This is a genomic window from Chlorobium sp. KB01 (assembly GCF_001975465.1).
In the GTDB taxonomy this organism is placed as follows: domain Bacteria; phylum Bacteroidota; class Chlorobiia; order Chlorobiales; family Chlorobiaceae; genus Chlorobium.
This window is the reverse complement of sequence record NZ_MPJE01000063.1, coordinates 1-17535: the sequence shown is the minus strand read 5'-3', so window position 1 is coordinate 17535 and position 17535 is coordinate 1. Positions and strand designations below refer to the sequence as shown.

Below are 17535 nucleotides of genomic sequence, written 5' to 3'. Positions count from 1 at the left end.
ACTCCTGCTCTGCAATGTACGAGCAAGAGCGATACCCTGCAACGACAGTTTCAACAAACGTCATGATGCACTCTGTTATTGAGATTGTTTCATTCACTGCAAGGTGCTGTTTTCGTGAAGCAGGGATAGTTACTTGATCGACTCCACAGCAAAGAGTTCCCGAATGGCGGGGCTGATGTCAGTTGGGCGACCGTTTTTGCGGTCAATGGGGCACAAGACCGTTCTGACGATGGCAAGCGGGCGAAGGTTGGAAGCATGGAGGATTTCGGTGTGGCGGTCGAATGCAAACCGTGAGGCGTTACCGATCCATGTTCGTACCAGAACCGTACCCCCCAACAGGGCTGGCCTTTTATAATCGATCTCATGACGGCGTATTATCCGGATGAGCTTCTCCTGTTCATCCACCGGAGCAATGGTGCTCCAGTGCGCCATTGCAGCCTCCTGCACCCAGCGCAGATAGACCAAGTTATTGACATGGCCAAGCATGTCGATATCCTCCGGCACCAGCCTGATGGTTATGGAAAATCGCTCCTCCGCCATGATTCAGTTTCCCGTTTGAGTGTTGGTGTTGATCAGAACAACAAAGTAAAGAAAAAGAAATCCGGTAACACACATTTGACGGACGTGTATGGGATCAGACTCTGGAAACGCAGGAGTTGTTACTGGCAAAAGTGATTCGCTGTGCCGGATTTTTAGATCTTTCAAGAATAGAAAAGGGTGTGTAACTTTACCGTTATATTTTGACACCGCTTAATCCTTCTTCGTATGATTACCACAGCAACACTTGATTTTCTCCGGGAGCTGAAACTGAACAATGACCGGGGGTGGTTTGAGCTTCATAAGAAAGAGTATCAGCATGCCTACGGAGAGTTTCTTGATACGGTGGTGAAGCTGATTCTGGCGATAGGCGAGTTTGATAAAGAGATTGCAGGGTCGCACCTCGATCCGAAGTCGTGCATTATGCGTATCAATCGCGATGTCCGCTTTTCAAAGGACAAGTCGCCCTACAAAACCAACTTTTTTGCCTTTATCAACAGGGGAGGACGCAAAAGTCCTTTTGGCGGCTACTATCTCCATTTAGAACCGGGGGCATCATTTATCGGGGGTGGAATCTATATGCCGGAACCGGCGGTGCTCGATCTGTTGAGAGGTGAAATCGACCGGCATTTCAGTGAGTGGCACTCCATTATTACAAAAAAAGAGTTCATCTCCCGGTTTCCGAAAGGTGTTGAACCTTCAGGCGCTCTGAAGAGGCCACCGAAAGGGTATGAGGTCACCAATCCCGCCATCGAGTATCTCAGGTTCAAGGGGTACTATACCCAGCAGTTTCTTTCAGACAGGGAGGTAGCCGATCCGGCTCTGGTCTGTCGCATTGCAGATGCCTTCCTCATCTCCAAACCGATGATTGATTTTCTCAACAGGGCACTGTAGGTGTATCCCCTTACGCCGTTTTCTTGTTGTGTTTCCGTGTTCATTATTACGTATATTATCCTTGTTTTTTGGTGGTTCATATACAGTATTTGCTGCAGAATCCTCCGAATCGTCTGAGCATCTTTCAGTTGTTTTAACCGACTAAACAGCTTCAATCAATGGAAGAAAATTCCACCAAAACCGAAGTCCGTTTTGCTGTTGTCATGTACGGCGGCGTTTCCCTGGCGATTTATATGAACGGTATTGCGCAGGAGCTGTTGCGGATGGTCAGGGCAACGGCAACCAAAGATGCGAACAATACGCCGCTGATTGATTACCGTGATCTTGACCATGTTGAAGTGGTCTACAGAAAACTTGCCTATTGCAGTACTTCGCGGCTGGACGAAGGGAGTGAACGCAAGCTGCTTGAGTCCAATGCTCCTCTTCACCGAAAGTTCGTTATCGATATCATTTCAGGAACATCAGCGGGGGGGATCAATGGTATTTTTCTGGCAAAGGCACTGGCAAATCGCAAGAATATTGACGGGCTTAAAAATCTCTGGATCACAGAAGGAGATGTCAGCCTGCTTCTCAATGACAAAAATTCAGTCAAGGCTACAAATCTGAAACTGCAGAAGGAACCGGCATCGCTCTTTAACAGTCAGAGGATGTACCTCAAGCTTTTTGATGCTTTCAACCAGATGGAGAGTGGTGGGGATGTCAAGGCAGCGCCTGATGAATATGGCTCATATGTTCGTGAACTCGATCTGTTTGTTACGGCAACAGATATTCTTGGCCTCACGCTTCCGATGAAGCTATCCGACTCTACAATATATGAGCGGAAATACAAAAATGTTTTCCGGTTTACCTATTCCGCAGCCACAGATCAGATATGGAACGATTTTATAGGCAGTAATAATCCAATGCTGGCATTTGCTGCCCGTTCGACCTCCTCTTTTCCCTTCGTCTTTGAGCCGATGTGTTTCAGTGATATTGATGCAGTTCTTGACAGCATGAAGTTGGGCGAAAAGTTTTATTCAGCAAATCCATACTCTGACAACCCGAAATGGCAACGGTTTTTTAAAAATTATCCGCACACTGCAGTTAATGGCACCATTCCCTATATGAGCCGTCCCTTTGGAGATGGCGGCTATCTTGATAACAAACCCTTTACCTATGCGATCGATACGATTTCAGAACGTTCTTCTGATTACCCGATAGAACGGAAGCTGCTTTACATTGAACCTGCTCCGGATAATCCTGAACTAACTGTGGAGAAGGTCGGCAAGCCAGATGCCATTGAAAATTCGCTGGCGGCCCTGCTCAAACTGCCGAGAGCCGAAACCATCAGGGAAGATCTCGATAAAATATTTGAGAGGAACCGCCTGACCGAACGGGTTGAGCGGATAATCAGCAATATAGAGCGCGACCAGATGGCTCTGCGGGGAGAATACGTGAGCTATCGGAAATGGCAGCCAAAAAACGCCACAGAGGTTCCTCCCCTGTGGACAAAGAGCACCTTGAGCGATGAGGAGTGGGATCAGCTTGATCTTGAAGATATGACCAACCGAAGGGGGCCGGGGTATGTGGGATACCACAGGCTGGAGATATCGGTTGTTACTGATGATTTCGGGCGGTTGCTCACCAGGGTTGCCGGTTTTAATGAGGAGTCAAACTATTTTCTTGTGTTCCGCTATCTTTTGAGGGCATGGAGAGAGCGGAGGTACACTGACTATCATGAAGATGACCATAAAGATGTCCCGCCAAAGCAAACACTGAATGCATTTCTCAATGCATTTGACCTGACCTATCCAATGAGAAGGTTGAAGTTCCTGATTCGTCAGATTGACCGGCTCTCTTGTTTGGACCCGAAAAAATATATTGAGGAGATAGATAACTATTCTGTATGGATGGCTCAGGTTCCGGGAAGTGTCGGACTTAACCGTGACAATAGAGAGGATTGGATTGTTCAATTCAGGGCTGAACTTTTTCAAATCAGACGGGAACTCAACAGGCAACTTGTTCTTTTGGTGAAAGCTGGCAGGGAACTGCGTTCACGATTTACCCCTGGGCAGGTTCTGCCTGAGGCCGCAAAAGTGAGCCCGATTTATGACAAGTTGACAGAACTGATTGAGTGTCTGGTCAGGGGCTGTGAAATACATAGCCGCCCTCAGGGGAGTGCTGTACACTCTTCGCCGGATGCTTCTGTACCGAATCCTGAGAAGAGGTTTCAGACTGTGCTTGAGTATTTTTTTGGCAGAACGGCAGATTCTGATATGACAAGTGCTCACTCCACGGTTATCGATGAACAGAACGGAGAAGAAAAGGCCCGAAATATTCTTGAAGGTAACGAGCAGCTTCAGGCTCTGCTTGATGAAATTAGTGTAATTGTTAAGGCTGAGCTAAAGCGTTCAATTTCTGCAAGCGATGAGGCTTGCCGCAAGGCGCTGACGGGCGAATGCAGAGCCCCGGCAAGAGAAGTTGCTCAATCGATTCTCCTTGCGTACTACCGTAAATACAGCGATTTCGATATGATTATTTTTCCTGTTATCTATGGTACCGGAGGTGGGGAGGGTGACTGGATCGATGTTTCAAGGGTAAGCCCCGAGGATGCAAAATTGCTCATTGATGAACAGAAAATGAAGCTTCACAAGCTTGCGGGCACCTCCCTCGGTAATTTTGGCGCTTTTATGGAGAAGAGGTGGCGACAGAACGATATTATGTGGGGGCAGCTTGATGGTGCCGAGCGAATTATTTCTGCACTCATGCCTGACAGGGAAGCGGCTAAATCATTTACCGGTGAGGCCCAGGCTGCCATTGTACTTGAAACCATTGCCCCGATGGGCAGAGAGGAGAAGTACGACCTGCTTGTTGAACCATTCATGCGTCCCGATAACGGTCAACCTGATCCGGAAGTTCTCACTGCATTTATTTCTGCACTCAGGCAAAATGCCGGTGATGCTGTCCGAACAGGCCGCGATACTGCATATGCATTCAGAACAATCGACGAGGGGGAACTTCGGGATCATTACCTTGCAAAATTCAGGACAAACAAAGGACTGGAACCGGAAGGTGCCCTGAAAAATGCAGCGAGGGCGACGACTGTCATGGGTAAAATGCTTACCGGAATTGCAGACAATAAAAGTTTACCCGGAAGAACATACATCCCGCTGTTAACGAATTCCGGACGATTTTTCCTTGGCCTTGTAGATGCGGCTATTCCTCGCAGTTTTTCGAATCTGATATTCAGACACTGGATAAATCTTCTCTATCTTTTCGCGGTGGTGATGTTTGTCGGTGGGTTTGTTTTTGTAAACGATTCTGTACAGCGCTTTGCTATTTTCGCTTTTGCCTTGACTGGTTCAGTTCATGTTATCATGTTATGGTTGAACAGTCTGATTCTTTTCAGGAAAAGCTGGACAATGCTCTTAAAAAGCATGGCATTTGTACTGGTTGTTCTCATGATGATTTCCGGTTTCACTTTTCTCTATGCGCTTCTCGGATTTCAGGATAATTTGTGGGCTTATTTTATTGGTTTGCATGACTGGTTGAACAATGACATATGGCATCGCAAACCTGTTTGATAAAAATATTCAAGCCTGGTGCCAGCCAGTTATGGATTCGGCCACGCTCTCAATGGTGTTGATGATAAGTGTCGGCTTAATCTCCCAGGGATCCATGACGAGATCCGGGAAGCGCTGGAGCCATATGGCCTGCATCTCTGCGGCTCGGGCGCCAATGACATCAAACGGGTTGGCTGACACCAGCCAGCTCTTTTCGGCTTGTGCGGATGCACGGTCGAGAAAGTGGCGGTAGACTGCCGGGTCGGGTTTGAAGGAGTGCACCTCATCGACACTGATGATATCAAGAAAGTAACCACCTATTCCTGCCCGGTCGAGCAGCAACTCAATATCGGATGCTTTCCCGTTGGAAAAGGCATAGAGCCTGAACCCGGCATCTTTTGCTTCCTCAAGCCCCCTCTTTACATCATCAAAAGCGGGCAGAGCTTTGTATGCAATGAGCAGCTCCTCTTTTTCTTGTTCTGTGAGAGCGACGCCGAAGGAGAGAGCGGCATAATCGAGCGCTTGCGCGGTACAAACACCAAAGTTGAGGTACTTTTGCATCAGACCGCGACGGAATGAGTATTCAAGCTGTTTCTCCCGCCAGAGCTTTGAAAATGGCGCGGCGTTGTCGCCGACGTGTCGCTGAAGCATGCCGATCAGGCCGTGAGTATTGATCAGGGTGCCATAAACATCAAACGCGATTGTTACTTTTTCGCTCATGATTGGGCCTCATTTCGTTCGTTTTGCCGTTCAATGCATAAGTAGCTTTTTTCTTGCCTTCAGGATAGCTGTTTTTCTGCTTCTGTCCACTGCATGACCCCGAGTGCCATGAGCGTGACAATGAAGAACCCGGTGGTAAGGGGGAGTACGGTGCCGTTGTAGTTCAGGCCGATTGCCGTGCCGACGATGAGTGAAATAAAGGTTGAGAGTGAACCGACAATACCGGATCCGATACCGGCAATGCTGCCGAGGGTCTCCATGGCCAGTGCATTGAGGTTTCCGAAAAGAATGCCTGTACTGAAAAAGGTGAGAGACAGATAAGCCATGAGCTGCCACAGGGGGGGGGGATGGTTATTCTGCAGCAGTATCATGAGGAGGAATGATGCCGACATGGTGCCGATGGTCAGGAGTGCCCCGCGTGAGAGCAACTGCATGGTGTGATGCAGTAAAAGCCGCGCATTGACAAACGATGCGCAGCCGATCGAGAGTGCCAGAGCGGCAAAATAGAGCGGAAAAAGAGTGCCGAGAGCATACTCTTCCTGAAAAATCTGCTGCGCAGAGTTCAGATAACCGAGAAAATAACCGGACACAAGACCTGCGGTTACGGTATAACCGATTGCACTGCGGTTCTTTAGAATTTTGCCAATAGTGGATGTCATTCTCTTAAACGAAAAGGGAATCCGGTTTTCCGCCATCAGGGTTTCGGGTTGCCGGAGTGCAAACCAGAGAAGCGAGAGCAGTGCAAGAATAAGAAACATTGCAAAGATCGCACGCCAGCCGGAGAAGAGCAGTATTCCCTGGCCGAAAGCAGGAGCGACAATCGGCACGAGAATAAAGATGGTCATGACGAATGACATGACACGCGCCATGGAACTCCCTTCGTACCGGTCGCGGACAATAGCAATGGAGATAATGCGGGGGCCTGCGGTTCCGAATCCCTGAAGGAAGCGACCTGCAAGCATGACCGGAAAGTTTGTAGCAAAGAGTGAGAGCAGGCAGCCGGTGATAAAGATTGTGTAACCCAGATAGATCGCCGGTTTGCGCCCGGTGCTGTCGGATATCGGGCCGTAGAGCAACTGGCCAGAGGCCATGCCGAGAAAGAGTATGGAGAGGATGAGCTGGTTTGCATTCTCATCATGGACACCCAGCTCCTTGCCGATATCAGAGAGCGCAGGCAGCATGGTATCAATCGAAAGGGCGACCAGCGACATCATGATGGCCGTCAGGGTTATGAATTCAGCAAAACCCGGTTCACTTCTTTTCTTGTGCTTCATACGGTTCCGTTTCTCATGTATCAGCCGTAGAGGGGTTCGGCGTGGATAATAACCCTGTAGGCATAGGGCAGGGAGTGGTAGATAGCACCTTCAAGCTGGCTGGTGAGTGAGTGTACCTCCTCAAGCAGTGCTTCATCGTCAAATGAGCAGTGGAGGGTGATGAAGAGCTTGCCGGTGTCGGATTTGCGGATCTGGATGTCGTGTACATCCTGAATTTTTTCAATAGTTTTTGAGACCGCAATGATTGTTTCGCGTACAACGGTTTCCGCTCCGTCTGAGAGGGCGGTGGTGCTGTGTTCCTCGTTACGGAGCGGGTCGAGATGGATGCAGATATCAAGCTCTCCGTCGAACTCCCGGTGCAGTTCCTCTTCCAGCGCACTTACGGTATCGTGAGCCTCTTTTATGGTAAGCTTCTGGTCGATTTCGACATCAAACGTGATAAACTTTTTCTGCTCCGAAAGATTGGTCGAAATGTTATGGGCGTGCAGGTTGTGGTTCAGGCCGATCACATGCACCCTTTCGGCGATGGTTTCGCTGTTGAGGGCAATCGGGCGGGTGTTGATGATCATATCGGCCAGGGTGAACTCTTTACGCACCTTCTGCTCGATTTCGGCACAGATTTTCTGAACTTTTTCAACAGAAAGTGTCCTGTTGACACTGACACCCATCTCCACAAATATCTGGGGGCCACTTGGCTTTACCCTCAGCTTGTCAATGGCGATTACTCCGGCGACACTCATGGTCATCTCTTCAATCCGGTCCGCAAGCCCTTCAGGTGCAGCATCGGTCAGGACATCGATGGTCTCTTTGCCGAGACGGAACGCGGCCCACAGGACTACCAGAGCCACAGCAATACCGGCAACCGCATCGGCCCAGGCGATACCGAGAGAGACAAAAACAAGCCCGAGGATAACGACTGCTGAACTGAGAATGTCAGAGCTGAAGTGGAGTGCATCGGCCTCAAGCGCCTGGCTGCCGGTCTCTTTCGCAACCTTTTTCAGGGCTATTGATCGGGAGATGTCAACGACAATGGAGATGGCCATAACGGCAAATGCATACCAGGTGACCTCGATCTCTGTTGTTCCGGCAATCAACCGCTCGATGGCGGCATAGATGATCCATGCGCTTGTCACAACAAGAAGGCCGGTTTCGATCAGGGCGGAGACACTCTCCACCTTTGCATGCCCGTAATGGTGTTTGCTGTCAGCCGGTTTGCCGCTCATTCTTACGGCGTACCAGGTGAGCGAAGCAGCTCCGAAGTCGAGGGCGGAGTGTGCGGCTTCGGAGATGATGCCGATACTGCCGGTCAACAGGCCGACGATGAGCTTCATAGCCGTAAGCAGGAGGCTTGCTACGACCGAGCTTATGGCAACCTGTTGTTTTTTGTGAGCGTGTTCCATCTCTTTTTGTCTTTCAACCCTGTTCTCATTGGTATACAGAGCGCTGTCCATGCTGTTCGCCGGACTTCAATGTACGCAGGAGGCGTGAAAGACAAATTATTTATTTTCAGCTTCACCTCAGCAGATCGGGAACTCCCCGCGCGCAAGGCGGCCGGTGAACTTTGTGATATCGGCAAGTTCTGCATCGATGATGGCAGTGACGTTATCCCTGACATCGTTGAGCGTTACACCCTGCGAAGTGGTAATTCGTGCTGAAGCGGCAAGGGGGCGGTCGAGAGGTTTGCCGATCTGGCTGCAGAGCAGGATCGACACATCCTCTACTCCCTCAATCTCCCTGTAGATGCGGGCGGCAATTTCAGAGGCAAGTACATTATAGATTTTTCCGACATGGCTTACCGGATTTTTACCTGCTGCTGCCTCAAGAGTGAGGGGTCGCTCGAATGCGATAAGCCCGTTTACCCTGTTGCCGCGCCCGACCTCTCCTCCGTCAGCGCCCTCTGCCGAGGTGCCGAGCACGGTCAGGTAGATACCGCCTTCACCCCTCGTCGGGTCGTCGAGTGTGTTGAGTTCAACGGTTATTCCACTGAAAGGCATGCACTTTGCTGCAAGAACGTGCTTCACGGCGTCAAGTACGGCGGCTTTCCGTTCGAAATAGTGTGCGGGAGAGAGGATAAAGCGGTCAACAAAAGCCATGGCAATGGTAAGGGTGAGGTGGTTGCGGTTTCTGTACCCCATGATCTTGATATCCTCACCGGTTTCAGGAAAAGCCTGCTTGAATCCCGGTGAGTTGAGATAGTGTTCAATCTCAAGCACAACTTTTTCGGCATTGCTGAGCGGTGCATAACCAGCTCCGACAGAGGTGTCATTTGCTCCGATCACGCTGCGCGCAAACAGGTCGGTAAGCTCTGCCGAACCGGGTTTGATTTCGTTCTGGAAGCGTACATGGATATCAGGATCGACAAAACGCAGGTGCTTTTTCAGCCAGTTTTTTGCGGCCTCTTCTGCGATTTTGCCGACAGGGATGTGCACTCCTCTGAAATTAATGGTTGCCCTGTCGCCGAAAATGATCTTCATCGGCTCCAACACACGGCCGCCACCCGGTTTTACAAGGGTTCTTCCGGCTACAAGCAGCCCTTTGTCGAGGTTGTGATGCAGGATTTGTCCGGTTCGCTCAATATATTCCCGGCAGAGGCTCAGGCATACTGACTCCATTATCGAGTCGCAGATGGTATCGGGATGTCCGGTTCCCTTGCGTTCGATCAGTTCAATCAGCCGCATTCCGGCGGGAGTGGTTCCTGCCGCTTCGACGGTGATGTTTCGCAGAGTGTTCATGCAAAAGGCCTCTATCTGTTCAGCCGATAGACGAATACTGATGAATGTATCCGGTGTATCTCATTTACTGCGTAAATCCGATCATTCGCGAGCTAACCTCCTTGCCGCGAATGAAGGCCTTTCAACGGTCAATAAACACTGTCAGTTAAATCAAGGATCGCCTCAAGCTCTTCCCAGAGAGCTTTATAGGCTTTTGCCGCCGGAGCGTTCGGCGAAACGGCATGGATTGGTGCCCGGTAGATTCCCATTTTCTCAACATCCGAACTGTAGGGTATCGTTTGTGAGAGAAAATTCGGGTAGTCACGGAATTCACTGAGAATATCGCGGTGCATTTTTTTCTGTTTTTCCACCATGGTGAAAAATGGCCGGATTCTTGAGCTGTCAAGGTTATGCGTTTCGAAGAACTCTTTTAGCTGGTTGTAGGTGCGGATGGAGAGTGTTGTCGGGATCATGGGAACAAGGATCACATCCGAAGCGGCAAAAACACTTTCGGAGAGCAGGGTCAGGTTTGGCGGGCAGTCAAAAAAAATAACCTTGTACTCTTCGCTCAGTTCCTTGATGTTTTTTTTGAGTTTTTTCTTCGGATTTTTTTCTTCGAAAAGTTCAATATCGAGATTCCGGTACGAAAAGTCTGATGGGAGCAGGTCAAGATGTTCAAAATCGGTGGCCTTGATGTTGCTGTATATTTTGTTGCTTCCCTTGAGAAACTTTTCGCTGTTGTACTTTTTTGAGGCCGCAATCCTGAAGTAGTATGAGCTTGCCCCCTGGGGATCAAGGTCGCAGATGAGTGTCGGAGAAGTATGCAGGGAAGCAAGATAGGAGAGGTTTACAGCAGTTGCGGTTTTACCAACACCTCCTTTGATGCTATAGAGTGCTATTGTTTTCATTTTCTTTCCGGAAGGTTAAGAGTTCATGCATGAACTTCGCGGTTTGCTCATCATCGAAACCTCTGAAGGTATCGTGAAATTTCCGGCGTGTTTCTTCCTGCTTCTGATAAAGGATTGCGATTAATCCGCCAGTTGTGGCTGCAAGTAATGTATGTTTTTTTTCTGTTTCCATTAATACCAGGCGTTTTTCAAGAAATGAGATTTGCACCGAAAAATCGGTAAAGTTGCCAAGGTTTTCCTGAAGCTCCTTAAGCTGCCCTATGATTGGAGCAATTGTTTTATTTGGAAAAATCGATGAGAAGAACTCAAGCAGGTAGCGAAGTTTTTTACAGTCTATGCGAAGTGTATGAAGCTCTTTGTCCGTTGTTTTTCGGCCGATCTTACGACCATCCCGAATCACTTTTTTCCATGCTTTTTTTATCGTTGCTTCAGCTATTGTGGACGTGGCAAGGGTTGCATTTGGTGCCTTCTCCTGCGACGGCAGCTCTTTCTTGTTGATCCACTCATCCCACTCTTTCAGGAAGGATCTGTATTTTATCGATGCAAGGTGACTGCAAAACTCTTTGTGCAGTTTATTGCGTTTTGCTGTGATTTCGCTGAAGAACTCTTTGAGTGGCGGCTGCAGCACCGGAGGGAGATACCCTAAATAGTTCGTTTGGTGGAGCAGGTAGACATCCATATCACGCAGTTCATTAGTCCGTTCGCCGATATCCTTGAGCGCATTGAGGAAATAAGCGCTTTCTTCAGGATTGAACACTCCCTTGAGAAGCATTAACACCGATCTGGAACGGCGGATGGCGACGCGATAGTCGTGCAGAAACTCAGTATCGATATCCCTGCTGATACCGGTTTCGTTCTGCTTGACAAGAGTAAAGGTGCTCTGTAGCATCCTTCGGGCATTTTCATGAATCATCGCATGCTTATCAAGCTGTAAATGGATTTTTGACGCATATCCCTTTACATTCAGCCCGGCCTCTTTCATCAGTATCAGATAGAGATCCCGGTACTCCACAATTTTTCGGGATTCATAATTGCTGGACAGCCACGTTTCAAGTTCCTCCACCTCATTACTGAACCCCTTGAGCGGTTTCAGTGCATAACCTTGACAAAAAGGATTTTGGCCTGGATATTCCGCAAGATGCCATGATTCGGAAAAAAACGTGCCTATGGTTTTGTTTAGGCCGTCAAGGATGCTGTAGGTTTGCGATAACGTTGTGAATACGCACAGCTTGATGAATGCCCTCATATCTCCGCACGCACCAAGCAGTTTTTTTAGTTTGCATTCAGGTAAACGGGACGGAAAAAATACGGTGGGGTTTCCGCGAAAAGGGATGTATGCGGTTTCACTGCCGGAATGGAGAGCAGTAATATACAGGGAGCCTTCTTTTTTTATAACGGCCATCCCGTTTTCGAATGCCAGCCAGTCAAAAGTATCATAGTAAACCGACTCTGCCTGTCGGGATGAACATTGTACAAGCTGCCATCCCGCAGCATGCATTTTTTCCTGATGCAACCATGGTGAGTGCAGGTGATTTGGACTCAACACTATTTTTGTTGGAGTGACACCCATCCGTTTCTGACATTTTGAGGAGTTATCCACCATCAAGGGAAAAAAACGGTCCCGATGGCAACAGATATATTTAATGGATTGGTTGATCCGATGTGTCGGGACTCATAATAATTTAAAGAGGAGCTTCAATGTAGAGTCCCTTTACCGTGCAAACCGCGCGAACTTTTTTTTCATTAAAGAGTCCTGCGTCTTCGGTGCAAATAAAATTACCGCCTACTTTTTTTATTGATCCGTCAAGCGTCAAAAACGGATTTCCTGTGCAGTCAAAATTGCCTTTAATCTTTTTTACGGAGCCTTTCAGTGATGTTAACTTGTTTTTTGAACAGACAAAATTGCCCTTGACTTTTTCTGGAGCCCCTTTGAGCGATGTCAGACAATTATCTGAACAGTCAAAATTTCCACTTACTTTCTCAGAACTCCCGTCAAGTTTTGTTAACTGATTATGTGAACAATCGAAATCAATAACTTCCTGAGGAGCGCCAATGAGCGAGCTGATCTGGTTTACGGCACAAGAAAAATTACCCCCGACCACTTCAGGTGCTCCCTTCAGGGATGCAAGCTGATTGTTTGAGCAGACGAAATCCCCATATACTTCAACAGGTCCGCCTTTGAGTGACGTTAACCTGTTGCTGTCGCAGGAAAAATCACCAAGAATAAACGCGGATACTCCAGCAAGAGAGGTTAGTTTATTGTTTGAGCAATCAAAATCTCCGAGAACCTGATCCGGAGCACCGTCCAGCATTTTCAGGTGATTGATCGAACAGTCACAATCAAATACTTCGCCCGGAATGCCTTCCAGCGAGGTCAAGTGGTTATCTGAACAAATGAAATCTCCACCCACTTTGTTGGGTCCGCCAAGCAATGTTATCAGTTGGTTTCCTGAACAGTCAAAATTCCCCTTTACCTTTTTCGGCCCGCCTTTAAGTGAGGCCAGGCGGTTTCCCGAGCAATCGAAATCACCATGTATTTTATGCGGAAGACCTTCGAGTGTCGTCAATTGATTGTTTGAACAATCGAAATGGCCATATACCTCTAAAGGGCCCCCTTCAAGTGATTTTAACCGGTTTCCCGAAGCATTAAAATGGCCCGCTATGATCTCCGGGCATCCTTCAAGAGAGGTTAGCCCTTTGTTTGAACAGTCGATATTTTCTTTGCCATCGACCCCGATCATGATATCCTGAAACGTTATTTCTCTTGCTTTCATCTTCGCATACATCACAAATGATCGTTTTATTGTAATCGTTTTATTCTTTCAGAGAGTCGATGAGGTTTTGATAAAAATCCCCTTTGTGACGGACAATTTCGCCTGTCACCAGATAGATCACCTCACGGGCAATCATGGTGGCATGATCAGCCATACGCTCGATGTAGCGGGAGATGCTCAATGCGGCCATAAGCTCATCGACAGGCGAATCAGGACTTTTCATCAACAGGGTAACCCTTTTGAAGACCGTGCGGTGCATCACATCAATCTCTTCATCCAGGGCACACACCTGATCAGCAAGCCGTCTCTCCTTTGAGATGAAAGCCTGAATGGATTTTTTCACCATCTCGCCCGCATGTACTCCCATCTTTTCAAAATCAAACGATTCAAGCATTTTGGGACTGATTTGCGGCATACGGTCGATAATGTGAACGGCCAGGTCACCGATACGCTCAAGATCATCATTGATTTTTATAATGGTGACTATGGTACGCAAATCTCTGGCCACCGGCTGCTGCAGGGCAAGAAATGCCAGACAGCGCTCTTCAAGCCGTACCTCGGCTGCATCAATCTCGTCATCGACCAGCCTGATACGGCGGGCACTCTGTTCGTCCTGGTGCTTGACTGCATGCAGAGCATTGAAAAAGTTCTCAAGCACCTTGTCGGAAAGTTGTACGAGAACAAGCGAGAGCTCTTTTATAAGTTCATGAACCGGGCGGTCTGACATAGGAGTGAATAGGTTTCGTTAGCTGAATCTTCCGGTGATATAATCTTCGGTCATCGAATCCCTGGGATTGGTGAAGAGCTGTGCGGTTGAAGCGTGCTCGACCAGCGACCCCTCATAGAAAAACATGGTGTAATCCGAGACCCGTGAAGCCTGCTGCATGTTGTGGGTCACAATCATGATGGTATAGCTGCCCCGCAGCTCCTGGATCAGATCCTCTATTTTAGCCGTAGCTTTCGGGTCAAGCGCCGAGGTGGGCTCATCAAGCAGCAGCACTTCAGGCTCAACGGCAAGCGTACGGGCAACACAGAGTCGCTGTTGCTGGCCTCCGCTGAGACCGAGGGCATTCTTGTCGAGCCGGTCGCACACCTCGCTCCAGAGCGCCGCCTTTTTCAGACTCCGTTCGACAATATCTCCGAGAGTTTTTTTGTCATTTATACCATGCAGACGCGGGCCGTAGGCGATGTTGTCAAAAATGGATTTCGGGAAGGGATTGGGTTTCTGGAATACCATGCCCACCTTCTTGCGCAACAGCACCTCATCGGTATACTTCCCATAGACATCGTTATTGTCAAAGAGCAGGGCTCCGGTGGTATGACAATTTGGAATCAGGTCGTTCATCCGGTTTATGGAGCGTAAAAAGGTGCTCTTGCCGCAACCGCTCGGGCCGATTATGGCCGTCACATATTTTGAGAGAATATCGGCACTCACTCTCTTTACCGCCTCAAACTCACCGTAGTAGATCGAAAACTCTTTGGCTACAATGTGCGGGGTACCTCCACCGGTTATCTTCTTCCGGGCCGGGGGCAGATAGATCTCCCTGGTGGATTTCTTTACCGGTACATCCGGAGCTGTTACCGTAACATCATCTGTCATGGGCATTATTACTTTAGCCTTTTAATTTTTTGGAGATACGTGCTCTCAATACAATCGCCGAGAGATTCAGGAGCAGAACAATACTCACCAGCGCAAGCACCATACCGTACTGGACATGGCGGATCTGGGCGGCGGCTTCATGCTCACTGGCAAGGTTGTAGATGTTCCATGAAAGCGCCGGGGTCGGAGAGGAGAAGACATCGGCCAGACCAATCGCGGAACCGACACTGACGGCGGCGGTAAAGATAATCGGGGCGGTCTCTCCTGCTGCACGGCCGAGACTGATCACCCCGCCGGTCAGAATTCCGGGGAGCGCTGCCGGAAGAATCACGGTGGCAATGGTGTTCCATTTGGTTGACCCGAGACTGAGCGATGCTTCACGATAGGTTTTCGGTACGGCAAGTATCGCCTCTTCAGCCGCTCGGATAATGGTCGGCAGAATCATGATCGCAAGCGTGAGCGAACCGGCAATAACGCTTTTCGATTCGGACACCTTCAGGGTGTTGATAAAAAAAGCAAGACCGAACATGCCGAACACAATACTCGGCACTCCGGCAAGCGTGCTGTTTGCGCTGCGCAGCATGCTGTTGAAAAAACCGGATTTGGCGTATTCGGTAAAGTAAACCGCCGCAACAACACCAAGCGGAAAGGCAAAGAGCATGGCTCCGACGGCAAGGAAAAAGGTACCCTGAATTTCCGGCCAGATACCTCCGAAAATATGGGAGTCAACCGAGCTGTCGGTAATGAATCCCCAGTAAACCGTAAACTCCGGAAGCAGCATGTTTGACATGTTCTCCCTGACGTAGGGAAAGAGTTTGACAAGGGAGGTTCCTGCAAAGCTCTCACTGCGGTTTGCAAAGTACTCTTTCGACATGGCATTGGGATCGGAGTTATCCCATTTCGTTTCATAGAGCAGGTCGTGCAGCTTCTCCCCGGCTTTCTCCCACCGTGTCTGACCGTACTTGAAGCGGGTCAGCATCGGTTCAGGGTCACCCGGAAGAGGGCCGAGCAGTGCCTGCACGGCCGTTTTGACCTGCCCGTATTTCGGGCGGTACTCATCCTGGCGCTCAGGCGTCATTGCTGCCATTTCACTCTCGAACCCGGCAAGAATCTCGTAAACCTTTGCCCGGTATCGATCTGAAGAGGCGATCTCTCTCTCCAGCTCCCGGCTGTCACCCCGGTTGAACTCACTCAGCAGCATTTTGCGGTGCTCAACCGTACCGGTAAAAAACACGGCTCCGAGCCCGTTGGTTACAATCGGCACCAGCACGACCATCAGGGCGAGCGCCATAATGACAATTGAGCCGATACCGACAGCGGTGAACGAACGATCCAGAAGTTTCCTGGTTCCGAGATTCATAACAACAGGGTTAAATGAGCAATATGCGGCAGCTACACTCTCCGGAACCTACTGGCCGGAGAGGATTTTGCGCTGGCGCACCACAATTCTTTCACTGACGAGATTACAGATAAAGCTGATAACAAGCAGAAGCAGTCCCATGGCAAACAGGACGTGATAGCGGGCTGAACCGGTTACCTGGTCGGCCTCGCCCATATCACCGGCAATGGTCGCGGTCAGGGTTCTGATTGCTTCAAGGTAGTTGAACCAGGGCTCGGGAATGTGGGCCGAGTTGCCGGATGCCATCCAGACCACCATGGTTTCACCAAGTGAACGCATGATACCGAGAATGACGGCCGCAAGAATACCGCTGCTGGCCGCCGGAAGAATTGTTTTCACAATTGTCTCGGCCCGTGTGGCTCCGAGCGCATAACTGCCCTCACGAATATCACGCCCGACCGCCTGAAGGGCGTCTTCGGAAACACTGACAATGGTCGGCAGTGCCATAAAACTCAGAATAATGGAGACGTTCAAGGCATTGGTACCGGTCAGAATCTCGATGGCATGCAGAAGGGTGCCTACGCGATAGAGCAGCCCGGCCGAAAGCAGGCCGAAGAGGAGTACCGATAACAGGTTGAACAGTTTACGCCGCGCAGGGTCTTCAATACGGGTAGTCAGCAGGTCGGACAGGACAATAACAAAGAGCACCGCGAAGGGAGCGGCAAGAACCCACCAGGCCCACATCAACAGAGCGCCTCCTTTGTCCTGAAGCAGCGGAGCAAGAACAACGAGAGCAAAAAAACCGAACGCTACCGAGGGAATGGCGGCAAGCATCTCGATGACCGGCTTGGCATACTGGCGAATGGAAAACGGAAGAATATCACTCAAACATATTGCGGCAGCTATACCCATCGGAACGGCAATCATTGCCGAGCCGAGCGTCACCATCAGACTGCCATAGATAATTGATAGGGCACCGAATTTCCCCGGATCATCAGCCGGATACCACTCCGTAGTGGTAAAGAATTCGCTGAAGCCCCTCAGCTCAAAAAACGGGATGGCATCGCGGGCAACAAAATAAAAAATAAACAGGACGACAACGGCCACAAACGAGGCCAGTACCAGCAGAAGAAGCTCTCCTGCCCTGTTTACTGCCTTCTGTATGGTTCGCTTGCGGCTGCTTACCACAAAGGTGTTTGTGCGGTTCCGCTCACCGACCCTCTCTTCAGCCATAAC

14 protein-coding genes are annotated in these 17535 nt (G+C 49.4%); 2 read left to right on the top strand and 12 right to left on the bottom strand.

Going from position 1 to position 17535, the window contains the following annotated elements:
* Positions 1–129 precede the first annotated feature (129 nt).
* A complete protein-coding gene (locus tag BOO20_RS06235) occupies positions 130–540 on the bottom strand; it encodes a thioesterase family protein (RefSeq protein WP_076791419.1) in 411 nt (136 codons plus the stop codon).
* A gap of 225 nt (positions 541–765) precedes the next feature.
* Between BOO20_RS06235 and BOO20_RS06230 the strand changes: the two genes are divergently transcribed.
* Both BOO20_RS06230 and BOO20_RS06225 read left to right on the top strand, forming a co-directional pair.
* Positions 766–1431: a DUF2461 domain-containing protein gene (locus BOO20_RS06230; RefSeq protein ID WP_076791417.1), complete on the top strand. Its 666-nt coding sequence runs from the start codon at positions 766–768 to the stop codon at positions 1429–1431.
* A 158-nt stretch (positions 1432–1589) separates the two neighbouring features.
* Positions 1590–4994 carry a patatin-like protein gene (locus BOO20_RS06225; RefSeq protein WP_076791416.1) on the top strand — a complete coding sequence of 1135 codons (3405 nt, stop codon included), beginning with the start codon at positions 1590–1592 and terminating at the stop codon, positions 4992–4994.
* Between the two features lie 9 nt (positions 4995–5003).
* Here the strand turns inward: BOO20_RS06225 and BOO20_RS06220 are convergent, their stop codons facing one another.
* The 11 genes from BOO20_RS06220 to BOO20_RS06170 form a co-directional block, all read right to left on the bottom strand.
* Entirely contained in the window at positions 5004–5693 is a 690-nt protein-coding gene (locus tag BOO20_RS06220; protein WP_076791414.1) for a haloacid dehalogenase type II, read from the bottom strand.
* Between the two features lie 59 nt (positions 5694–5752).
* A complete protein-coding gene (locus BOO20_RS06215) occupies positions 5753–6967 on the bottom strand; it encodes a multidrug effflux MFS transporter (RefSeq protein WP_076791412.1) in 1215 nt (404 codons plus the stop codon).
* Between the two features lie 20 nt (positions 6968–6987).
* Positions 6988–8418: a cation diffusion facilitator family transporter gene (locus BOO20_RS06210; RefSeq protein ID WP_368665430.1), complete on the bottom strand. Its 1431-nt coding sequence runs from the start codon at positions 8416–8418 to the stop codon at positions 6988–6990.
* Between the two features lie 66 nt (positions 8419–8484).
* Positions 8485–9699, bottom strand: coding sequence for a methionine adenosyltransferase (locus BOO20_RS06205; RefSeq protein WP_144277130.1), 1215 nt, complete (start codon positions 9697–9699; stop codon positions 8485–8487).
* Positions 9700–9827: 128 nt separating this feature from the next.
* A complete protein-coding gene (locus tag BOO20_RS06200; protein ID WP_076791410.1) occupies positions 9828–10586 on the bottom strand; it encodes a ParA family protein in 759 nt (252 codons plus the stop codon).
* Positions 10564–12132 carry a CHAD domain-containing protein gene (locus BOO20_RS06195; protein WP_233120910.1) on the bottom strand — a complete coding sequence of 523 codons (1569 nt, stop codon included), beginning with the start codon at positions 12130–12132 and terminating at the stop codon, positions 10564–10566. The genes BOO20_RS06200 and BOO20_RS06195 overlap by 23 nt, the downstream gene beginning before the upstream one ends.
* 136 nt (positions 12133–12268) lie before the next feature.
* Positions 12269–13360 (bottom strand): hypothetical protein, encoded by a 1092-nt coding sequence (locus BOO20_RS06190; RefSeq protein WP_076791462.1) that lies wholly within the window; start codon positions 13358–13360, stop codon positions 12269–12271.
* Positions 13361–13400: 40 nt separating this feature from the next.
* Positions 13401–14087: a phosphate signaling complex protein PhoU gene (gene phoU, locus BOO20_RS06185; protein ID WP_076791408.1), complete on the bottom strand. Its 687-nt coding sequence runs from the start codon at positions 14085–14087 to the stop codon at positions 13401–13403.
* An 18-nt stretch (positions 14088–14105) separates the two neighbouring features.
* Positions 14106–14966, bottom strand: a complete 861-nt coding sequence (gene pstB, locus BOO20_RS06180) for a phosphate ABC transporter ATP-binding protein PstB (protein WP_076791406.1) — start codon at positions 14964–14966, stop codon at positions 14106–14108.
* Between the two features lie 7 nt (positions 14967–14973).
* Complete coding sequence (gene pstA, locus BOO20_RS06175; RefSeq protein WP_076791405.1) at positions 14974–16320, bottom strand: phosphate ABC transporter permease PstA; 1347 nt, start codon at positions 16318–16320, stop codon at positions 14974–14976.
* Between the two features lie 48 nt (positions 16321–16368).
* Positions 16369–17532, bottom strand: a complete 1164-nt coding sequence (locus tag BOO20_RS06170) for a PstC family ABC transporter permease (RefSeq protein ID WP_076791460.1) — start codon at positions 17530–17532, stop codon at positions 16369–16371.
* Between the last annotated feature and the right edge of the window lie 3 nt (positions 17533–17535).

Bases quoted from the DNA above. Each gene is read 5' to 3' on its own strand.
- pstA (WP_076791405.1), bottom strand. From the start codon at position 16,320: ATGAATCTCGGAACCAGGAAACTTCTGGATCGTTCGTTCACCGCTGTC.
- BOO20_RS06190 (WP_076791462.1), bottom strand. From the start codon at position 13,360: ATGAAAGCAAGAGAAATAACGTTTCAGGATATCATGATCGGGGTCGAT.
- BOO20_RS06210 (WP_368665430.1), bottom strand. From the start codon at position 8,418: ATGGACAGCGCTCTGTATACCAATGAGAACAGGGTTGAAAGACAAAAA.
- BOO20_RS06235 (WP_076791419.1), bottom strand. From the start codon at position 540: ATGGCGGAGGAGCGATTTTCCATAACCATCAGGCTGGTGCCGGAGGAT.
- BOO20_RS06230 (WP_076791417.1), top strand. From the start codon at position 766: ATGATTACCACAGCAACACTTGATTTTCTCCGGGAGCTGAAACTGAAC.
- phoU (WP_076791408.1), bottom strand. From the start codon at position 14,087: ATGTCAGACCGCCCGGTTCATGAACTTATAAAAGAGCTCTCGCTTGTT.
- BOO20_RS06215 (WP_076791412.1), bottom strand. From the start codon at position 6,967: ATGAAGCACAAGAAAAGAAGTGAACCGGGTTTTGCTGAATTCATAACC.
- BOO20_RS06220 (WP_076791414.1), bottom strand. From the start codon at position 5,693: ATGAGCGAAAAAGTAACAATCGCGTTTGATGTTTATGGCACCCTGATC.
- BOO20_RS06170 (WP_076791460.1), bottom strand. From the start codon at position 17,532: ATGGCTGAAGAGAGGGTCGGTGAGCGGAACCGCACAAACACCTTTGTG.
- BOO20_RS06200 (WP_076791410.1), bottom strand. From the start codon at position 10,586: ATGAAAACAATAGCACTCTATAGCATCAAAGGAGGTGTTGGTAAAACC.
- pstB (WP_076791406.1), bottom strand. From the start codon at position 14,966: ATGCCCATGACAGATGATGTTACGGTAACAGCTCCGGATGTACCGGTA.
- BOO20_RS06205 (WP_144277130.1), bottom strand. From the start codon at position 9,699: ATGAACACTCTGCGAAACATCACCGTCGAAGCGGCAGGAACCACTCCC.
- BOO20_RS06225 (WP_076791416.1), top strand. From the start codon at position 1,590: ATGGAAGAAAATTCCACCAAAACCGAAGTCCGTTTTGCTGTTGTCATG.